Origin of the sequence: Mucilaginibacter sp. OK283 (assembly GCF_900110415.1) — a bacterium.
Lineage (GTDB): Bacteria > Bacteroidota > Bacteroidia > Sphingobacteriales > Sphingobacteriaceae > Mucilaginibacter.
In genome coordinates, this window is the sequence record NZ_FODR01000012.1 from 172,830 (window position 1) to 193,003 (window position 20,174).

Genomic DNA, 20,174 nt, shown 5'->3' on the forward strand with positions numbered 1-20,174 from the left:
TATGGGCCCTACGTCGGCAGCCATCCATCAAGGCTACCGGCGGCAAACTTATTTTGGCCACAACGGTTTACTATCTACCATGGCGAAAAAGCAACTCCTTGAATTTACAGATAGCGGCATTTACTGCGCACAGGGCCGTTTTTATATTGATCCATGGAAACCGGTTGACGATGCCGTAATAACCCACGCCCATGCAGATCATGCCTATGTGGGGCATAAGCATTACCTGGCCCACCATTTATCCCGCGAAGTGTTGTTTTACAGGCTTGGCCAAATTCAACTACAAACTGTGGAGTATGGCGAAACGGTTATGAAAAACGGCGTTGCCGTATCGCTTTACCCGGCCGGCCACGTCATCGGTTCGGCGCAGATCAGGATAGAGTACAAGGGCGAAGTCTGGGTGGTTTCGGGCGATTACAAGGTTGAAGACGATGGCATCTCTACACCCTTTGAGCCGGTGCGCTGCCATCACTTTATATCTGAATGTACGTTTGGCATGCCGGTATACACCTGGAAACCGCAGGAGCAGATTTTTGACGACATTAACAATTGGTGGCGAGGCAACCTGCATAATGGCGTGGCTACAGTTTTGGTAGGATACTCCCTTGGCAAGGCCCAGCGCATATTGCAAAACCTCGATTTATTTAACGGCACGGTTTATACCCACGGCGTAATTGAAAACACCAACGAAGCCCTTCGGCGCAATGGTGTAATTTTAAACCCCACAGAACGCATCACCGCCGATTCGGTGAAAGAGGAGGTACGTAAAGGCATCATCATTGCCCCGCCATCATCGGTAGGTACGCCGTGGATGCGTAAATTCCAACCTTATAGTTTTGGGTATTGCTCGGGATGGATGGCCATTCGCGGTGCAAAACGCCGCCGCGCCGCCGACCGCGGATTTGTTCTGTCGGACCATGCCGATTGGAATGGCCTCATCAGTGCCATCGATGCCACAGGCTGCGAAAGCGTTTATTTAACCCACGGCTACACCGCCACCTTTGCAAGGTATTTAAACGGGATAGGATTTGATGCGCATGAGGTACATACCTTATATGGAGGGGAAGAAGAAGCCTCAGCCCAGCCCTCGCTAAAGGAGAGCGAGCTTGAAAATCGAGATGAGGGAAATAATATTGAACCTGCGAATAAAGTCCTATCCTTGGGAGAGGATTTAGGTGAGGCTTTTGGAGGGCTTAACCCATGAAAGCATTTGCCCAACTTTTTCTATCGTTAGATGAAACTAATAAAACCGGCGAGAAGGTTAAGGTTTTAAAGGAATATTTCACTGCTGTGCCCGATACCGATAAAATGCACATGCTGGCGCTTTTAACAGGCCGGAAACCTAAGCGGCAAATTAACTCCACCCTGGTGCGCAACTGGGCTATTCAAGCTTCAAACATCCCGGCCTGGCTGTTTGAAGAAAGCTACTACGTAGTAGGTGACCTTGCAGAAACCATGGCCCTGCTGATGCCCCTAAGTAACCAAAGCAGCAGCAAAACCCTTACAGAATGGATAGCCGAGATAAATGCCCTTGGCGATAAAACCGAAGAACAGAAAAAGGAGTGGCTGCTAAATTCCTGGGGTATGCTGGATAGCCAGGAACGTTTTGTGTTTAACAAGTTGCTAACCGGCAGTTTTAGGATTGGCGTATCGCAAAATTTGGTCATCAAGGCGCTGGCCGATATCTCGGGCCTGGAAGCTGCCGTACTTACCCACCGCATTATGGGTAGCTGGATGCCCGAAACATTACAGTTTGCCCAGTTGATGGAAGAACAGGACGCAGCGGCCAACATTTCCAGGCCCTACCCTTTTTTCCTGGCCTACCCCATACAGGAGACCTCCGAAAAACAAAAAACACCTGATGAGGTGGGTGCCTCGCTTGGCCAGGCCGGTGACTGGCAGGCCGAGTGGAAATGGGATGGCATCCGTGCGCAGTTGATAAAACGGGGCGGCGAAATTTTTATCTGGAGCCGCGGTGAAGACCTGGCGACCGAAAAATTTCCCGAGCTGCACCCCTTTTTAAATGCCCTGCCTGATGGCACGGTAATAGATGGCGAGATACTGAGCTTTCAGAACGGTTTGCCCATGCCATTTAACGTGCTGCAAACCCGCATAGGGCGAAAAAACCTGAGCAAAAAGATATTGGAAGAGAGCCCCGTAGCGGTTATTGCTTATGACTGCCTGGAATATAACGGTGAGGACATCCGCCCGAAAACGCAAAGCGAAAGGCGGGTGATTTTAGAAACATTGCAGGCTGCAATACCCTTTGCCGAATTGTTCCGGATTTCGGAGTTGATCAAATTTGATAGCTGGGAGCAGCTGGGCGCTATAAGACAACAGTCGCGCGCCATGATAGCCGAGGGTGTAATGCTGAAACGCAAAAGCGCCGCCTACCAGGTGGGGCGTCGCCGCGGCGACTGGTGGAAATGGAAAATTGATCCGCTATCGGTAGATGCGGTGATGATTTACGCCCAAAAAGGACATGGACGGCGGGCCGATTTATATACCGATTATACCTTTGCCGTTTGGGATGGCGATAAGCTGGTACCCTTTGCTAAAGCCTATTCGGGGCTTACCGATGCCGAGATTAATAAGGTTGATTATTTTATTAAACGCAACACCATCGAAAAATTTGGCCCCGTGCGTACGGTAAAGCCCGAGCTGGTGTTCGAAATAGGATTTGAAGGCATCAACAAATCAACCCGTCATAAATCAGGGATCGCACTGCGTTTTCCGCGGATACTGCGCTGGCGGCATGATAAGCCGAAAGAAGAAGCCGATACGCTGGAAAGTTTGAAAGCATTGCTGGGCGACTGAGACCCCTGTGACGCGCTTACACCCGGAACAAACGCATCTAAATAGCTATGGAATGGGCAATATAAGCACCAAACGACATCTTGTTTTTATTGGCTGATCGTGGTTAAATGATCCGGCTGCCGAAGGGACTTTCTATTGGCCAACAACAGGCACAACTATTTGGATGCACCTATATTGCGCGATAAGTTCAGTGTTAACCATGATAAAATATAAAATATTGATTGTCAAATGCTTGAAAATATTTTATCTAAAATGTGTTAAGTTATGTTAACCCAATTAGATGCATTTGTCCTGTTTTACTCCCGAGATATAGAAATCGAGATTGTTAAATTTTTGTAACTTCGCCAACTTTTAATCAATAAACTGATCATCAATGTTAACCATCAATAACTTCGCTGAATTTGAAGCGCAAATAGGGAACGAGCTTGGCGTTTCGTCATGGTACAAAATTACCCAGGAACAGATCAACAAATTTGCCGATGCTACATTAGACCACCAATGGATCCACACCGATCCGGAACGGGCTAAAACCGAAAGCCAGTTTGGTGCAACTATTGCGCATGGCTACCTTACCCTATCGCTTGTGCCTTATTTATGGAAAGAGATTGTGAAAGTTGAGAACCTGAAGATGGAGATTAACTACGGCATTGAAAACTTCCGTTTTGGACAGGCTGTACTGGTTGATTCGGAAGTGCGCTTAAAAGTAAAGCTTGGCGGCCTGGTAAACCTGCGCGGACCAATTAAAGCCACCATGATAACCACCCTGGAAATTAAAGATCAAAAGAAACCGGCCTTTTCCGGTGAGATAGTTTTTGTATACCACTTCAACGCGTAGTAACTTGGTTTCTGTAGAAGGGTTTAGTTCATCCAAATAAATAGATTTTCACCCTGAGTTGTAAAATTTAGAATGTTTCTAATGGCGGGAATAACATTCAAAAATAAAAAACTGTCATGCTGAGGAACGAAGCATCTATTCGTAAACTTTTCTATCGGTAATGCACAGCTGATAGGTCCTTCGTGCCTCACCCCATTATCCTTAGCGGCAAAGCCTGGTTATCAAGTCGGCATATTGTGGATAACCCTGGCATAGCGCATCCTTTTCGGCCATTTCAAATTCGCTGAAATCAAAACCTGGTGCAACGGCGCAGCTGGCCAGGCAATAGCCTTGTTTGGATGGAATTTCGGCCGCAAACCATAAACCCGCCGGGATCACCACGGATAGGCGGCCGGTTTCAAGGTCAGAAAGCTCGATGCTTTGGAGCAATCCGGCATTAGTCAGTACATGGATATGCAATGGCGCCCCCTTGTGAAAATACCAGATCTCGTCGGACTTTAGCCTGTGGAAACCCGAATAATCATTTCCCTCCAACAGGTAATAAATAGACGTAATGGCCTGTTTTAGCTTGTCGCTATAAGCCACCCCAACTTCAATCTCCGACCGGAAAACTTCTTTGTAAAAACCACCCTCGGGGTGTGGCATCAGGTTTAGTTTGTTGATCCAGTATGCGGCGTTGTTTTCCATATTTAATTATCGTGTTAAAACGATGCTAAGCCAGCACCAGTTCTTGTAGTACTCCTTTTAATTCGGTGTTTTGGGCAACAAAATCTCCGGGACACATCCCCGAAAACGTTTTAAAATCATCAATAAAGTGCGATTGGTCATAATAACCAACCTGCAGGCCAATAGCATTCAGGTTTAAACCAAAGTAAGATTGTTTTAGCAAATAAACTGTTTTTTGAAAGCGTACCTTGCGTGTAAACAAGCCCATAGATAAGCCCGTGGCATTTATAAACCGCTGTTCTATCCTGCGGCGCGATAAACCTACACCGGCAATATAGGGCGTTAATGCTTCGCGCGTTGGGTTGTTTACAATATGGGTGGCTATGTTAAAAATTAACGGGTCGATCTGTCGATTTAACAGGCGCGCAAACAGGTAAGTTTCGAGGCACTTAAATAAAGCATCCTTACCGGTACAGTTTTTTAACCGTTCATACAAGCCATCGTTTGGCTCAAGTTCGTCCAGTGGTACAAGTTCATTTGTGAGCTCGCCCGATGGGATGCCATATAAAAGATTACCGGCCCATGGCTGCATGCTTGCCCCCACGCAAACACATTTTTTGTTAAACGTCATTATAAACGGTTGGGTAAGCTGCCCGGCGTAAAAAATAACGGGCTCAATAAAATCATTTGCGCTACTAACCCAACGCATTGCGTTGGGGTTTTGCAGGTAACAAATAAGTTCAAAAGCACCGTACGGAAAGCTTAATTGCGAAAACGGCAGTTCGTCTTCGTCAATTTCAAAATACCAATAATGCCTCACAAAAGAAGTCAAAGCCGCCGCCGGGTATTTTTTTTGAAACTGCATTTACATAAAGATGCTCAAATTCTGTGGTTGTTACGCGCCCATCTTCAAATTTCGCATTTGTACAATTTTTTCACATTCTTTTAGCCGATTTTTATACTATCAATAAGCATACATGAAAAAATTTGCCTTACTCTTAACGGTGCTGCCATCATTGTTGCTATCCGTTTTTAACGCCAAAGCGCAGTTTACTTCCGGGGGAATAAAAAAAGCCGATTCGCTTTTTTTTGCACAAAACTGGACGGGTGCTCAAAAGCAGTATAGGCTGGTTTTAGCCGATACATCGCATAATGGACTCGCCTGGAATCGCTTGGGATTTTGCGAATATAACCTGGGCAATTATCAGGCCGCGATCGGGGCTTATCAAAAGGCCCTGATGGGCAAACCCGCCGCACCGCTTAAGGCCATCGTTTATTCGCGCAGGGCCAAGGTTTATGCGCTGCAAGGTAAAATCGCCATTTCGGTTAATGATCTTGACAGTGCCACGGCTTATGGCTATAGTAACCTGGCCGAAATGGATACTTTAAATGATTTCGGCTCATTGAGGAATAATCCCGGCTTTAAGCAAATACGCCAAAAAGTTTATTTCACTTTAAACCCCTGCATGGCAAACGCGCAGGCGCGGCAGTTTGACTTTTGGGTTGGCGAATGGAATGTGTATCCAACAGGCACAAATACCCTTGCCGGCCACAGCCTGGTGCAAATGGTATCTGGCGGTTGCGCTTTGTTAGAAAACTGGGAGGCCACCAACGGTTCAAGTAGCGGCAAAAGCCTAAATTTTATTGATGAAGCCAACGGCAAATGGAAACAGACCTGGGTTGGTAACTATGCTAACGGAATACAGGAGTTTGTTAATGGCCAATATGCTGATGGTGCCATGCGTTTTACGTTTACTACTACAGATGCGCAGGGGCATCCGCTTACCGGCCGGTTTATATTTTACAATCTTGGAGCCGACAAAGTGCGGCAATTTAATGAAACATCGGCCGATGGTGGCAAAACATGGGTTACTGCCTATGATTTTACCTATATCCGGATAAAAAAAGGCAAAATGTAAGGCGCTAAACGGGTTAGATGCACCCCTCCTAAAATATCCGCTGCTGTATCACTCCCATAAAAGCATCTTTAAATTTCTCGCTGATGGGGATTTGCTTGCCGGCTATATAAATGTGGTTGTCCATTATTTTGTTAAGCTGGCGGGTGTTTACAATGTAGGAGTTGTGAACGCGTACAAATGGCGGCGATAGCTGTTCGTCAATATCTTTTATGCGGCGGTATATAAGCAGCTGTTCGGTACTGGTTACCAGGCGTACATACTCCTTTTGCCCCTCAAAATACTGAATATCATCCAGCAGAATTTTGCGCAGCTCCTTGCCCGATTTTACAAAAAAGTATTCATTGCCAACGGCGGGTGGTGCTTTTTCGTTGCCCTGGTTTTTTGTAAAATAGGCCTCGATTTTTAACTGCGCGGCCAAAAAACGTTCAAGCGTTATCGGCTTCAATAAATAATCGATGGTTTGGAAGGTATAACTTTCGGCAGCGTACTGCGAGTAGGCGGTGGTGAAAACAATTTTGGTGTCTTTTGATAGCAGGCCGGCCAGCTCCATTCCGGTAAGCTGTGGCATGTTGATATCCAGGAAAATAAAATCGGCCTTTTGTTCCTTTAAAAAAGCCATAGCTTCCAAAGCATCGTAGCATTTGGCCAGCAGCCCCCATTTGGTGTACTGGCCAACCATTATTTCCAGCAGCTTAACTGCGTTTGGCTCATCGTCGATAATTATGCAGCTTAAATTCATGCTAATGGAATTTTTAAAAAGGCTGTGAACGTTTCTTCGCCATTGATGATGGTGAGTTCAAATTTATTGCCGTATAACAGCTCAAGCCGTTTGCGCAAATTCTGGATCCCGAAACCGCCGGCGGCATCAGCTTTTTGATTAAAAATACGGTTTTTGGTTTCAAATGTAAGGTAGCGGCCTTGCTGTACCAGCGCCAGTTCAATTTTATTGTCGATGCTGGCCTTATCAATGCCGTGCTTGAAAATATTTTCGACAAAGGTCATGAGCAGCATGGGTGGTATTTGCAGATGCGGGCTGCAATCCTGTATAAAACTGATGTCTATCTCATGCCTGATCCGGATTTTTTCCAGTGCGACGTAGTTTTCCAAAAACTGGATCTCGGTATTGATAGACACTTCGTCTTTAGGGCTTTCATCCACAAAATAGCGCATAATGTTTGATAGCTGCTCTACCAGTTTGGCCGTGCGGGGCGAATCGACATAAGCCTCGTAATAAATATTATTGAGGGTATTGAACAGGAAATGCGGCTGCACCTGCGATTTAAGCAAGTTTAGCTCGGCCTGGCTTTTTTGCACCAGTATTTTTTCTGATTGTTGTTTAATTTCGAAGTAAGCCAGCGCTATCCTGAAAATAAAACTGAGTAAATAGGTCATGAACCCGGCCACCACAAAATTAAGCATCATGCTAAAAGTCATTTTTTCGGGGCGGCTGGCAAAAAACGTGTTGTAAGAGTACATGATTAAAAAGCCACGCGCCACACCGCCAATAACCAGTAACAGCACCACATAAATTACATACTGCACGCGGTGCCCTTTTTCATAAAAGCGGGGATACAGAAACTTAATGTTGCCATAAATAACCAGCAGGTAAAACGCCACACTAATCACCGTAAAAACGCTGGCATGGTTAAACCCATCAACCGGCAGTATCGAAAAAAAGATGATAAAAAACACCGCTATCCATATCACCCATTGCAGGCGTGTAAGCGTGGGCATGTTTTTAATGAAATTCATTTTTAAATGTACAAAGCTTTTTGTTTTGGGCAGATGATTTTCAACCAAAAGGCCCCAATATTCAACCAATTACTTGCGTGCTCATACTGCGGCGGTTGAGATATTAAGGGCAAGCATTAAAAATAACGGGGCAAGGGTTGAAATCATTTGCCCTTGTTGTTAATAAAACCAAGCTTTAATTATTCAATTTTTCAACCACACCTTTAAAGCTTATACAATGAAAAAATTACTGATTGCCGCCTTTGTGGCGGTTGTTATCCAGTTTTGCTTTACCGACCTGGCCCACGCGCAACTGCTTACATCAACACCAAGCGGGGGCAATAAAAAAGCATCCGTTACCGAAATGATAGGTATTACCGATGTAACCATTAACTATAGCCGCCCGCATGTGAACAAGCGCGACGGACATATTTGGGGCGAGCTTGTTTACAACGGCTATGCCGACCTGGGTTTTGGCACCTCAAAAGCAGCACCATGGCGGGCCGGCGCCAATGAAAACACCACCATCGAATTTTCAACCGATGTAAAGGTAGAAGGGCAGCCCTTAGCTGCCGGTAAGTATGGTTTTTTTATTGCCTATGGCGCCGATGAGAGTACGCTGATATTTTCAAAAAACGCTACCTCGTGGGGCAGTTTTTTTTATAACCAGGCCGAGGATGTGTTGCGCGTAAAAGTAAAACCGGTACCGGCAACCGCCAGTGTGGAATGGCTTAAATACGAGTTTGCCGACCAAACGCCAACCAGCGCCGTAATTCAGTTACAATGGGAAAAATTAGTAATTCCGTTTAAGGTTGATGTTGATCTGCCGGCCACACAGCTTGCCGTATTCAGGAAAGAACTGCGTACCAACAAAGGCTTTAACTGGGAAAGCTGGGAACAGGCCGCTGCCTTTTGCGCCCAAAACAAAACCAACCTGGAAGAGGGCCTGCTATGGGCCGATACCGCAACCAGCGTAAATTTTGGTGGCAACCAGGTATTTCAGACCTGGAAAACCAAAGCGGCAATATTGAGCAATTTGGGCCGCAACGCCGAAGCAACGGCCACCATGAAAACTGCCCTGCCATTTGCCGATGTTAACGACCTATATTTTTACGGCAAAAGCCTTATTGCCGAAAACAAAGGCCAGGAAGCACTTGAGGTATTTAAGCTGGATTACCAAAAACACCCCGACGAGTTTTTAACCAACACCGGCATGGCCCGCGGGTACATGGCCGTAGGCGATAACAAAAAAGCTCTGCCCTACGCCCTGAAAGCCCAAAAGCAGGTAGTTGGCAAAATAAATAAAGATACTATTGATAAAATGGTAACCACTTTGCAGGCGGCGAAGTAGGCCGTCAGAATCAGAATTTTCAGAATTTGGGAATTGGCAGAATGAAAAGTGTTGTTGTGGGTTCGGAAGAAATAAAAAAGTGGGCACTGTGCAATTCGTTCCTTGGGGAAGGAATCGCACAGTGCTCCTCCGCTTTTTTTATTTCTTCCGAACGCTTATAGCGTTGTCTCCAACTTAGCCTTGGTCCTCGTGCTTTTTTACCAGATCATGTATAAATACGTCATATTCATCCCGCATGGGCAGCGTAAAATCAGTATGCAGCGTTCGCCTGTCAACCAACACATGCTCGTTGTTCTTTGGGTTAAATCCTTCCTTTTTCAAATCTTTCCAATAAATACCTATTCCTCTTTTTTGCCATGCAGGAACATTATTGAAATTAATACCGTATTGAAACAGTAATTCGTTCTTGGCTGCAATACTCATCCCTTCAATTTTTGAGGTAGCTTCCCGCGCATTAAAGTTATCTTGCCTTAAACGCCAGTAACAATGCGCATTTAATGCATTTCTGTGTGCATCTTCATTACGCCATCTGAAATAATCTCCTACTAAGTGTATGTTGGGAAGTTCTGATAGGCGACAGTCAAAGGCTCCTACGTTTCCCAGGAGTGAGGAAAATTTTGCACTCGCTTCGCCCGCCAGTATGGAAATGTATTTTCTGGTCTTTCGCCCAAAAAGGCTTTCATTAGGATGAAAGAGCAACGATATTTCATCACTTTCTGTATAGCCGTAAATTACATTAAAACCGCAATTCATCAGGTGTTTTACCGTTTCGACCATTAAGTCGCGAAATTTTTCGTCAAAAGGGGCCTCAAAACGGTGCACTTCCTTAGTCAGCCGGGTGAAGCCTCGTCCATCAATTCTGGCTACCATGTACATACCGGGCAAAACGCAGCGGTCCTGAGAGGTTTCATAAACCCTCATTTTAACATCCAGATCATCAAATTTCATCTGACCATTCATTTACCGTGAACATATTATTCTCGGCTGTTACATAATATAGTTCGTCGAATCCTTCATCCATCTGTGGCAGATTCAGCCGTTTGTAAGTTCCTTTTATACCAATTTCGGGAACCTTTTCTTTACCAGTCCGTTGGTTATTACGGGCTAAAGCAACAGCCACTTTAGATTGAAAATAATAACCAATTACTTTAAACTTATTTGCTTTTGCTATGGCAATATATTTTGCCCTTTCTTCCGGAGAAGGATTGGTGTTGTCTATCACAAAAGGCTGAAATGTGAGGATACAAGTTTCAATAAACCTAAGTTCTTTATTTCTTGTGTTTAGCTGATCTAAAGAAATACGCATATGCGTATTAAAAAACCTCTCTTTAAAAAAGGTACTTTTTCCTGTTGCCTGAATACCGCAAAATATTACTGCTTCCATTTTTATAAAGGCTCATCAGAGCGTGGTAAACAAATCTATATTAAAATAAGTCCTATCCCAAATTACATTGAATTCGGTTGGCTCAGGTAAGCCCCTGTATTATATTGGGTTTGCAACTAAAGCATAGTAAACTACAAACTTTAGCGGGTGCAGTGATAACTCCGACGATCTTTTGATGTGTGAGAACAGGCAAACCCATAAACGAACATACGGTGTATCAAAACCGGACGAACAAGCAGCATGGCCATTACTTAAATTATTGATATACAGAAATTTAACTGTTTGGCATTTTCTTGGAGAATATTTTACATGAGTCAGGATTTAAGAACTGACAAATTAATCTGCTTGCTTCCTGATTCAGACACTAATGAAATGAACAAAAAGGCATGATAAAAAACTATCTTAAAACTGCGCTCAGAAACCTGGGCCGACGGAAAGCTAATTCATTTGTCAATATTTCCGGCCTGGCCGTTGGTTTCGCGGCTTTCCTGCTGATATTCCTGGTAATCCAATATGAGCAAAGCTTCGATACTTTTCACACAAAAAAGAACAGCATTTACAGGGTAGTGCGCGCTGCCAAAAACCGGGCCGACGACGCTTACCGGACGGGGGTAACTGTGCCTACTACCTTTGCCTTGCGGTCTGATTTTCCGCAATTATCTAATGTTGCGGCTATCGCGGCCGACTATAACGTGCAGGTTTTAGTACCATCGGCTAATGGATCAGTTGCCAAAAAGTTTAATGAGGGAAACGGGTTGTTTTTTACCGAGCCGCAGTTTTTTAAGATGTTTGATTTTAGCCTTGCTATAGGCAATATAAAAGACGCGCTTACTGAACCGAACACCGCCCTTTTCACTAAAGAATTAGCCAATAAATATTTTGGCGACTGGAAAGCAGCCGTAGGCAAAACATTAAAAATGGATGGCCAGGACATTAAGATCACCGGTATCCTTAATGATATTCCGCCGAATACAGATTTTCCTATAAAAGGTGTATTGTCCTACGAAACCATGCGTAAGTATGCCGATTTTAATAGCTGGGGAAGTATAAATGATGCGGATTATTGTTTTGTACAGCTGGCACCGAACGAGACAAAAGAACATTTCGACCATTTATTGAACGGATTTATGGGCAAACACACCACGCCTGGTAATGCCGGATACGATCTTGTTTTGCAGCCATTGAACCAAATACATTCCGATTCGCGGTTTAATAATTATAACGGGCATACCTTCAGTAAAGATCTGACCTACGCTTTAGGTGCAATAGGCATTTTCCTGTTGGTTATTGCCTGTGTAAATTTTATTAACCTTACTACCGCGCAGGCCATGAACCGGGGTAAAGAGGTGGGCGTTCGGAAAGTGCTGGGTGGCAGCCGCCCGCAGTTAATGATGCAGTTTTTTGGCGAAACAGGCATAACCTGTTTACTTGCGCTAATAGTAGCAACCGGCATAACCTTGTTTTGCATTCCTTATATCAATAACCTGCTTAGCATTCACATTGCCACAACTATATTATATAGCAGCAATGTGCTTTTATTTATGCTGCTGGCATTGGTACTGGTAACCGCCTTTTCTGGCTTTTACCCGGCGCTGGTATTATCGGGCTTTAATTCAGTTACCGTACTAAAAGGATCATCTTCCGGGGCTGAGCGTCAAAAAGGAATTTCCCTTCGCCGGTGTTTGGTTGTATTTCAATTTGTAATTGCCCAAACGCTCATCATTGCAACATTGATCGTTACATCGCAAATGGATTACTTCCGCATGGCCGATTTAGGATTTAACAAAGATGCCGTTATTAACGCCGGTTTCCCGAACGATAGTCTTGGCGCGAGGAAAATGGAAGTGCTACGCAATGACTTGCTAAAACTGCCAGGCATACGTGATTTTAGCCTGAGCATGGCATCGCCGGCGGGGGGCGGATATTATACCGATTTGCGCACGCCCGAAAATCACGCTACCGAACCCAATATGATTACGAACATGAATGAAGCAGATACCTCATTTTTTAACTTATACCATTTACAGCTTGCAGCGGGCCGCATTTACCATGCGTCGGATACGATGCGCGAGTTTGTGGTGAATGAAACCGTAGTACGAGGGCTTGGCTTACCAAATGCGCAGGCTGCCATTGGAAAAAAGATAAAAGTTGCCGGAAAAATGTTACCGATAGTAGGCGTTTTAAAGGATTTTCATGTTAATTCGTTACGGGATCCCATGGTGCCGGTGGTAATGACTACGATGAAAAAAGGATATGGCATGGTGAGCCTCAAAATAAACCTTGGCCATACAACAACCATTATCCCGGCGATGGAAAAGTTATGGAGCCAGTATTTCCCGGATTACATATTTGGATACAACTTTTTAGATCAGTCCATTGCTGCAACTTATCAGCAGGAAAACCAGCTTTCGCTGCTTTATAAAATATTTTCGGGCATAGCAATTTTTATTTCCTGCCTGGGTTTATACGGCCTTATTTCATTTATGGCTGTGCAGCGTAAAAAGGAGATCGGTATCCGCAAGGTGCTGGGTGCGCCTGTAAAAGATATTTTGGTGATGCTATCAAAAGAGTTCACCATCCTTATCGCCATCGCATTTTTAATTGCAACCCCTGTAGCCTGGTATTTTATGAACCAATGGCTGCAGCACTACGCCTACCGGATAATGATAGGTGTGTGGTTTTTTGCCGCAACTATAGGGGGCTCACTGATTATAGCCTGGCTCACGGTAGGCTACACTGCCATAAAAGCCGCATTGGCGAACCCGGTAAAGAGTTTGAGATCGGAGTAAGTTTAAGTCAGGATTTTCGGCCTTGCCGGTTTTGCAGCCGGCAAGGCTTTAATACTTAAAATGAATCAGCCCGAATAACAATCAAACACCAAGGAATTCCAAGAATTACCAAATGATTTAAATCAGCAACACACATTATTTTGAGTTTGGATTTTTTTAACATCCTTTATTTGGTACGGCATAAATCACGTTGCCCGAAACTGATAAATTGAAACCATAATTTTCTATAACAGGAAGTAACAGTTTTTTCCATGTTTTGCCCATGTCAGCTGACCGGAATATACCATCTGAGCGGCCGCATATTAAATATTTACCCATTTGTTTAATTGATAAAATATCCGATGAAGATTTAAGTAAGCCTATCTGTTTCATTAATAAACTACTCCAGGAAGGTTGAAGTTCTTCGCCTATGGCATTCCAGGTTTTTCCGCTATCCAGTGAAATGTGTAAGCTGTTTGTTTGGGTTATTGTATTGTATACTATAGCGGCAAATCCTCCGTCTATACGTTCTACAGCGATGCCAGCACCCCCTTCACTAATCACACTATCCCAGTTTTCACCATCATCGGTCGATCTTAATATTCCATCTTTGCTGGTAGACAGAAGTACACCGTTTGACTCTGCCAATTTCATTCTACCGTCTCCAACATGCACTCGTTTCCAGGTTTTTCCACTGTTAGTAGATCTAAAAAGGCAGTTGTTGGAGCCAATGAAAACTGTGCCTCCGGCAGTTTCAAAAACGGAGCGTACTTCTCTCTCTTTATAATTCTTGTACATCCAATCTATCGTTCTGTCTATGTGTACGGCTTGGTCTTGAAAATTCGTGTACATAGGCGACCATTTATTCGTTCCGTTTATTTTTTGTAGAAATTGCCCCCTGAAATCATACGCAAGTATCCCATTTTTGCCAGGGGCAATGTTACGTTGTGTACCCGGGAAAATTTCTTTTGTCCAAAAAGGAGTTGTGGAATTTGGTTCACTGTGATAAACCCCATTTCCGGCACGTAAGTATAGCCCACGGTCATTTGCAAATAAACCATCTCTCCATACACCTTCTCTCTGCAAATTTTCAGGCAGCCCTTCGCTAATGTCCTGCCATGTTTGCCCGCCATCGGCAGATTTAAAAATGATGTTGACAATAGCCGATGATTTGCCTTCTTTTATTGATTTCTTTTTTGCTACCTTTTCTTTTAGCACAAAAGAATTTAGTAGAAATAATACCAGGAAGATAGCCGGAACAAATACAATTAATCTTTTCATTTTTTAAAATTTTAAGTAAAACAAATGTTTCATCATCTATTTTATGATCCTATCAGAATTGATGCAGCAAAATTACTTTGATATATTTCGGCGCGGGGAATTTGGATTGTAAATAAAAGTGTAAACTTTGTAAATAAAAACCTGAAACTATGCTTGATACCCGAAATCTCCTCACCCAGAAGAGCAAATATCTGTGTGGATTTATATTACTCTCACTTATATCTGTAGTCTGCGCGGCATTCAGCATCACCGGCGCCAAATAGTAATGCAAAACACATTTCTAAAAGCTTACTCCAACAGAAGCATAATGTTATTATGAGAGATAGATAACTTGCCCTTATTTACCAACTATTAGTATATTAATGGTAAGATTTTTTTTATTCTCAAACCTACAAAAGTCACTGCCCGATGATAATAAAAAAATTCGCTATCGCAATAAATTACACTTAACTATTTACATGGGTAAGGTAATAAGTAGCCTGGTCGAGTGATGAGAGTTTGTCAAAACCTGCCTGCCTTAATAGTGTTATCAATTGCCCGCGATGATAGGTTGAATGGTTGATACTATGCGCAAATGTTTGCCAGTAAGGCAATTGCCCTGATCCTCCCCTGGGATAAACAAAGGTGACGGCATCGGTATAATTTTCTTCCGGCCAGTTTTTTATAAAATTGTGCATCCCGGCGGAAGCAGTTTTCCAAATATCAATCAGTTCGTTTTTTGGGCCCTCAAAATGGGATGTAAGGTAGGCGGGCGCTGGCGCTTTTATCCAGAAATCTATCCAAATCTTTTCCGCGCTGGCAATATGTACTGCCGTTTGCCTTACACTACCAAAACTGCTTATAAGCGTTTGTTCCCATTGTTCATCGCTAACCTGGCTTAGCCAATCCATAGCTTTATCATTCGCCCAGCTGTTATAAGCAGCTAAGGCCGTAAAATATTGCTTGGTCATTTTTTTTAATTATTTAGTTGGTACTGTTTGGGCGTTATGCCGTGTACCTGTTTAAAAGATTGTATAAAGCTGGATAGGTTCTCATAACCCAGTTCATAATAGATATCACTGGCTTTGTGTCCGCCCTGCTTAAGTAGCCGAGCGGCTTTCTCCATTCTTTTTTCCAGCAGCCATTTGCTGGGCGAGGTGCCGTAAAGCCTGGCGAAGCGCCGCTTAAAAGTTGATAAACTTGCGTTGCATAAAAAGGCCAGTTCTTCTACACTCACCGGCTGATCGATATGGGCATTTACCGCCTGCCTGATGACGATATCGTCGGCTGCTTCATGGCTCATGCCGCGCAGCTTTTGTAGAATTCCAGGATAACTTTCGCCCAGGTAAAGCAGTAGCTCATACAGTTTTAATTGCTGCATATTTGGCGAGATGGCTTGATTTTCAGCAAGCATATGCCCCAAAGAACTAATGAAGTTTTGGATAAAGGCATCCTGTTGGAAGCGCAGGATAGGCTCCTCCTGTAGTTGACTGGCGGTCGCCCTTAGCAGTTCCTGGTGCCGGATAAAAAAATCAGCCAGTACGCGATTATCAAAAGCGATCAGAATACTTCGGTAATTGCCGCCCGGCGCAACTATTTTTTCGCTCATCAGGCAATTGCCGGCAGCAAGCAGCAAAAACTGCCCGGGTATAATGCTCACTATTTTGCCTGCATAATGAACAGTCTTTTCGCCTTCCAACAGGAAACTAAAAAGATTTTGTTGCAGCGTGATCCTGTTCCTGATACTGGCTCCCTCGGCCTGGTAACTAAAAATCCTGATCGGTTCTGCTTGTTTCATTCCAGGCTAATTTAATGCTTTTGTCCATAAACCAGCAGCGAAGCTTTGGCAAGCGTTGCATAATGTAGGTTGAATCCCACGTACGCTGGCGTAGCGTTTTGATCTAATTGCAGTTTTTGCCCCAGTGCATAAACGGTAATCAGGTAACGGTGCGCCGGTCCTTCGGGCGGTGCAGCACCGGCATAACCAGCAAAACCCATATCGGTGTTGCTTTGTATGGTACCTTTGGGTAATAAGTTTTTACTGATGTCGCCTGCATTCGCCGGCAATTCAGTTACCCCGGCAGGGATATTAAAAACAATCCAATGCCAGAAGCCACTGCCTGTTGGCGCGTCCTGGTCGTATATGGTCAGTGCGAAAGCCCTTGTTTCTTTGGGCGCGTTCTCCCAATAAAGCTGCGGCGATCGGTTTTGCCCGGTAAAACCCATACTATCTGCGTATTGTTCGATGTTTAATTGCCCGCCCAGCTCTTTGCTCTTTAATGTAAATGTTGCCATTGCTTGAATCCTTTTATCTGATAAGTCAAAGGTAGGCGGTAGCTACAAGTAATCTCAGAGGGAAACGTTCAAAAAGTATCGTTAAACGTTCAATTTTATTCGTATTTTTTCCCAGATTGTCCGTGCGCGTAGGGTGTACCAAGCTGGCAGATGAACGACATGCTAAAACGGATTAGCAAATGTATCAATGGCCTCACAATACCCCCGCCAGCAGGTAAACGTTATGCTAAAACGATTTTTATTTTCACCAATAGCTTACCCGGCGTTCGCGTTAGGGATGGCAGCGGATACAGGCCCATGAGCATAATGCCTGCAGGCGTATGAGCGTACAGCCCGGCCCCATTTCTATCAATGGGGCAACGCCCTTGTTTGGTGAGTGGTTGGATTGGGTGAGTGGTTGATTAAGTTGAAAAGCGAGGCTTATTCTTTAACGCCTGTTAACCCAATCAACCATTCACTCAATCAACCGGTTATTAACGTCTCTTTAACCTATTCAACCACTCACTCACCTAATCCCTAATAATAATACACATTCTCCTGCGCATGAGCGGTCAGCTTTTTTGAATCGGTAGCTGCCGAGAGGCCCTGCACCCAGATGGTGTTGAGCGTTTTGTTTTTGATTTGTACATCGGTTAGGGTATACAACACCATAGCTGTACCTGCCTTATGGATTTCGAAGGTGTAGGTATTGCCGCCGTTAACGGTAACAAAAGGGCTGTACTGTTTGTAGCTTTTTGCCGAAGCCAGGGTAGCGCCTGCTTTAACAACCAGGTCGAGCGCCTGGTTATCGGGGCTCAGATTAACAAAGCGCACGCCGGCCTTGCCTTCATCCGGTACGCCTACCGAATCGGGGATAACCAATATATTGGGGGTACTTACTACGTTGGCCAGAAATACCGAGTAAAGTTTATTGGCCTTGAAAGTGGCGGTATCGCTTATTATTTTCTGATTGCTGGCGCCTACATAAAATGTGATGGTACGTTTGCCGGTATAGGCGTTAATATAATCGAGGCTCTCGCCGCTTTTGATGTAAAAATTGTTGGCCCGGTTTTGGTCAAGGAAAAAATCAACCGGCTGGGCATCGGGCGAAGCGTTGATTGCCGAAACCAAAGCCACTTTAGGCGCGATGTATTGGTGATTGTCGTCGTTTTTAAGGCACGATGTTAAAGAAACCGCAAGCAAACATATCATCCCGATCATGCCTGCCCTTTGTGTAAAAATTTGCTTCATAGTAATGGTTAGTAAATATATATAAAACCATTACGGATGTTTTTTTGCAAACGCTACAAGCGGTATAGATTTGAGGTTAAAGCGGAAAGGCAAAAGATGGCTTCGGCCATCTTTAACCTTTCCGTTGTCTTTATTTCTTCACCCAGCCATCTTTTAGAGTAACCGTTCTGTTAAATACCAGTTTATCACTGGTTGAGTATTTATCCAGTGTAAAATATCCTTTGCGCATGAACTGTACGGCGGTGCCGGGTGTGGCGTTGGCCAGGTCGGGTTCGATGTAGGCGGTTGGGATAATGTGCAGGCTGTTTGGGTTAATGTAATCCTTAAAGTCGCCTTCTTCGCTTTGTGGGTTTTCTACCTGGAAAAGGCGGTCGTACAGCCTTACTTCTGCGGTTTTGGCGTGGGGTACGCTCACCCAGTGAATGGTGCCCTTCACGTTGATGCCGCTGGTATCGTTACCCGATTTTGACTCGGGCAGGTAGCTGCAATGAATTTCGGTTATGTTGCCGTCTGCATCCTTCACAAAACTATCGCAACGGATAATGTAGGCATTTTTGAGCCTCACCATTAGCCCCAGGCCCAGGCGGAAGAATTTCTTGGGCGGCACTTCCATAAAGTCTTCCCGCTCAATCCAAAGTTCGCGGCTGAATGGAAACTCGCGGCTGCCGTCGCCATCTTCGGCCTCGGGGTTGTTTTCGCCATGCATAATCTCCACCTCGCCTTCGGGGTAGTTGGTCAGGATACACTTTATAGGGTCGAGCACGGCCATACGGCGCCATGCGGTTTTGTTCAGGTCTTCGCGGATACAGAATTCCAGCAGGCCAACATCAATCATATTTTCGCGTTTGGCTACGCCGATGCGTTCGCAAAACTCGCGGATACTGGCAGGCGTATACCCCCGGCGGCGCAGGCCGCTAATGGTAGGCATGCGTGGGTCGTCCCAGCCGTCAACATGCTTTTCAACCACCAGTTGCAGCAGCTTGCGCTTGCTCATTACGGTATAGTTGAGGTTAAGGCGGGCAAACTCGTATTGTTTAGATGGGAAGATGCTTAGCTTTTCGATAAACCAATCATATAAAGCACGGTGAGGGATAAACTCAAGCGTACAAATAGAGTGGGTTATCTGCTCAATAGCATCTGATTGGCCGTGGGCAAAATCGTACATGGGGTATATGCACCAGGCATCGCCGGTACGGTGGTGATGGGCGTGTTTAATGCGGTACATCAAAGGGTCGCGCAGGTGCATGTTGGGTGCGGCAAGGTCAACCTTGGCGCGCAGCACCTTGGCTCCATCGGGGTATTTGCCGGCTTTCATATCGGCAAACAGCTCCAAATTTTCCTCAACAGAGCGGCTGCGGTACTGGTTGGGTACGCCGGGCTCGGTAGGGGTGCCTTTTTGATGGGCAATTTCTTCGGCTGTGCTGTCGTCAACATAGGCCAGGTTGGCTTTAATAAGCGTTACCGCAAACTCATATAGCTGGTCGAAGTAGTCGGAAGCGTACAGCTCTTCGGCCCAGTTAAAGCCCAGCCATTTAACATCTTCCTTAATGCTGTCAACGTATTCCACATCCTCTTTAACAGGGTTGGTATCATCAAAACGCAGGTTGGTTTTGCCATTGTATTTTTGGGCCAAACCAAAGTTAAGGCAAATAGATTTGGCGTGGCCAATATGCAGGTAACCATTAGGCTCGGGCGGGAAACGGGTTAATACCCTGCCGCCGTGCTTGCCGTTGGCTATATCTTCTTCAACAATTTCTTCTATAAAGTTCAGTGATCTTTCTTCGCTCATGAGGGCAAAAATAATAAAAAAAAGCCCCCTAAGCCCCCTCAAGGGGGAACTTAAATAAAATACGAATGGAAGGAAATATCGAATAACGAATTTAGGATATCCAACGCCGAATTTTTCCTCCATTATACG

At 44.7% G+C, this 20,174-nt stretch carries 18 protein-coding genes; 6 read left to right on the top strand and 12 right to left on the bottom strand.

The features are described from left to right. Window position 1 precedes the first annotated feature (1 nt). The 3 genes from BMX56_RS23680 to BMX56_RS23690 all read left to right on the top strand — a co-directional run bounded on the left by BMX56_RS23680 (window position 2) and on the right by BMX56_RS23690 (window position 3,652). Window positions 2-1,204 (top strand): ligase-associated DNA damage response exonuclease, encoded by a 1,203-nt coding sequence (locus BMX56_RS23680; RefSeq protein ID WP_369829649.1) that lies wholly within the window; start codon window positions 2-4, stop codon window positions 1,202-1,204. After that, complete coding sequence (locus BMX56_RS23685) at window positions 1,201-2,817, top strand: ATP-dependent DNA ligase (protein ID WP_090652173.1); 1,617 nt, start codon at window positions 1,201-1,203, stop codon at window positions 2,815-2,817. Before BMX56_RS23680 ends, BMX56_RS23685 begins: the two co-directional genes overlap by 4 nt. 373 nt (window positions 2,818-3,190) lie before the next feature. Further along, entirely contained in the window at window positions 3,191-3,652 is a 462-nt protein-coding gene (locus tag BMX56_RS23690) for a MaoC family dehydratase (protein WP_090652174.1), read from the top strand. 201 nt (window positions 3,653-3,853) lie between these two features. Here the strand turns inward: BMX56_RS23690 and BMX56_RS23695 are convergent, their stop codons facing one another. Both BMX56_RS23695 and BMX56_RS23700 read right to left on the bottom strand, forming a co-directional pair. Further along, window positions 3,854-4,339 (bottom strand): cupin domain-containing protein, encoded by a 486-nt coding sequence (locus tag BMX56_RS23695; protein WP_090652175.1) that lies wholly within the window; start codon window positions 4,337-4,339, stop codon window positions 3,854-3,856. 25 nt (window positions 4,340-4,364) lie between these two features. Then, a complete protein-coding gene (locus tag BMX56_RS23700; protein ID WP_090652176.1) occupies window positions 4,365-5,183 on the bottom strand; it encodes a helix-turn-helix domain-containing protein in 819 nt (272 codons plus the stop codon). A gap of 112 nt (window positions 5,184-5,295) precedes the next feature. On the opposite strand from BMX56_RS23700, the gene BMX56_RS23705 reads away from it, so the two are divergent. Continuing rightward, window positions 5,296-6,237 (top strand): tetratricopeptide repeat protein, encoded by a 942-nt coding sequence (locus BMX56_RS23705; protein ID WP_090652177.1) that lies wholly within the window; start codon window positions 5,296-5,298, stop codon window positions 6,235-6,237. Window positions 6,238-6,265: 28 nt separating this feature from the next. Here BMX56_RS23705 and BMX56_RS23710 read toward each other — a convergent pair whose 3' ends face one another. Together BMX56_RS23710 and BMX56_RS23715 are read right to left on the bottom strand one after the other, a co-directional pair. Beyond that, complete coding sequence (locus BMX56_RS23710; protein ID WP_090652178.1) at window positions 6,266-6,976, bottom strand: LytR/AlgR family response regulator transcription factor; 711 nt, start codon at window positions 6,974-6,976, stop codon at window positions 6,266-6,268. Next, complete coding sequence (locus tag BMX56_RS23715) at window positions 6,973-7,989, bottom strand: sensor histidine kinase (RefSeq protein WP_143065517.1); 1,017 nt, start codon at window positions 7,987-7,989, stop codon at window positions 6,973-6,975. Before BMX56_RS23715 ends, BMX56_RS23710 begins: the two co-directional genes overlap by 4 nt. Before the next feature lie 217 nt (window positions 7,990-8,206). On the opposite strand from BMX56_RS23715, the gene BMX56_RS23720 reads away from it, so the two are divergent. Next, complete coding sequence (locus tag BMX56_RS23720; protein WP_090652180.1) at window positions 8,207-9,319, top strand: DUF2911 domain-containing protein; 1,113 nt, start codon at window positions 8,207-8,209, stop codon at window positions 9,317-9,319. A gap of 174 nt (window positions 9,320-9,493) precedes the next feature. Here the strand turns inward: BMX56_RS23720 and BMX56_RS23725 are convergent, their stop codons facing one another. Further along, window positions 9,494-10,267 (bottom strand): tRNA(His) guanylyltransferase Thg1 family protein, encoded by a 774-nt coding sequence (locus tag BMX56_RS23725; protein ID WP_090652181.1) that lies wholly within the window; start codon window positions 10,265-10,267, stop codon window positions 9,494-9,496. Then, window positions 10,257-10,703 (bottom strand): AAA family ATPase, encoded by a 447-nt coding sequence (locus BMX56_RS23730; RefSeq protein ID WP_090652182.1) that lies wholly within the window; start codon window positions 10,701-10,703, stop codon window positions 10,257-10,259. Before BMX56_RS23730 ends, BMX56_RS23725 begins: the two co-directional genes overlap by 11 nt. Before the next feature lie 386 nt (window positions 10,704-11,089). Here BMX56_RS23730 and BMX56_RS23735 point away from each other — a divergent pair, with 386 nt between their 5' ends. Next, window positions 11,090-13,492 (top strand): ABC transporter permease, encoded by a 2,403-nt coding sequence (locus tag BMX56_RS23735; protein WP_090652183.1) that lies wholly within the window; start codon window positions 11,090-11,092, stop codon window positions 13,490-13,492. Window positions 13,493-13,648: 156 nt separating this feature from the next. Here the strand turns inward: BMX56_RS23735 and BMX56_RS23740 are convergent, their stop codons facing one another. The 6 genes from BMX56_RS23740 to BMX56_RS23765 form a co-directional block, all read right to left on the bottom strand. Then, window positions 13,649-14,752 carry a WD40/YVTN/BNR-like repeat-containing protein gene (locus BMX56_RS23740; protein ID WP_090652184.1) on the bottom strand — a complete coding sequence of 368 codons (1,104 nt, stop codon included), beginning with the start codon at window positions 14,750-14,752 and terminating at the stop codon, window positions 13,649-13,651. Window positions 14,753-15,198: 446 nt separating this feature from the next. Next, window positions 15,199-15,702 carry a DinB family protein gene (locus BMX56_RS23745; RefSeq protein ID WP_090652185.1) on the bottom strand — a complete coding sequence of 168 codons (504 nt, stop codon included), beginning with the start codon at window positions 15,700-15,702 and terminating at the stop codon, window positions 15,199-15,201. Window positions 15,703-15,707: 5 nt separating this feature from the next. Further along, window positions 15,708-16,529, bottom strand: coding sequence for a helix-turn-helix domain-containing protein (locus BMX56_RS23750; RefSeq protein WP_090652186.1), 822 nt, complete (start codon window positions 16,527-16,529; stop codon window positions 15,708-15,710). An 11-nt stretch (window positions 16,530-16,540) separates the two neighbouring features. Next, entirely contained in the window at window positions 16,541-17,026 is a 486-nt protein-coding gene (locus tag BMX56_RS23755; RefSeq protein WP_218152479.1) for a YbhB/YbcL family Raf kinase inhibitor-like protein, read from the bottom strand. Window positions 17,027-17,542: 516 nt separating this feature from the next. Then, window positions 17,543-18,256: a DUF4397 domain-containing protein gene (locus BMX56_RS23760; RefSeq protein ID WP_090652188.1), complete on the bottom strand. Its 714-nt coding sequence runs from the start codon at window positions 18,254-18,256 to the stop codon at window positions 17,543-17,545. Window positions 18,257-18,386: 130 nt separating this feature from the next. Continuing rightward, window positions 18,387-20,045, bottom strand: coding sequence for a glutamine--tRNA ligase/YqeY domain fusion protein (locus BMX56_RS23765; RefSeq protein WP_090652189.1), 1,659 nt, complete (start codon window positions 20,043-20,045; stop codon window positions 18,387-18,389). Window positions 20,046-20,174 lie beyond the last annotated feature (129 nt).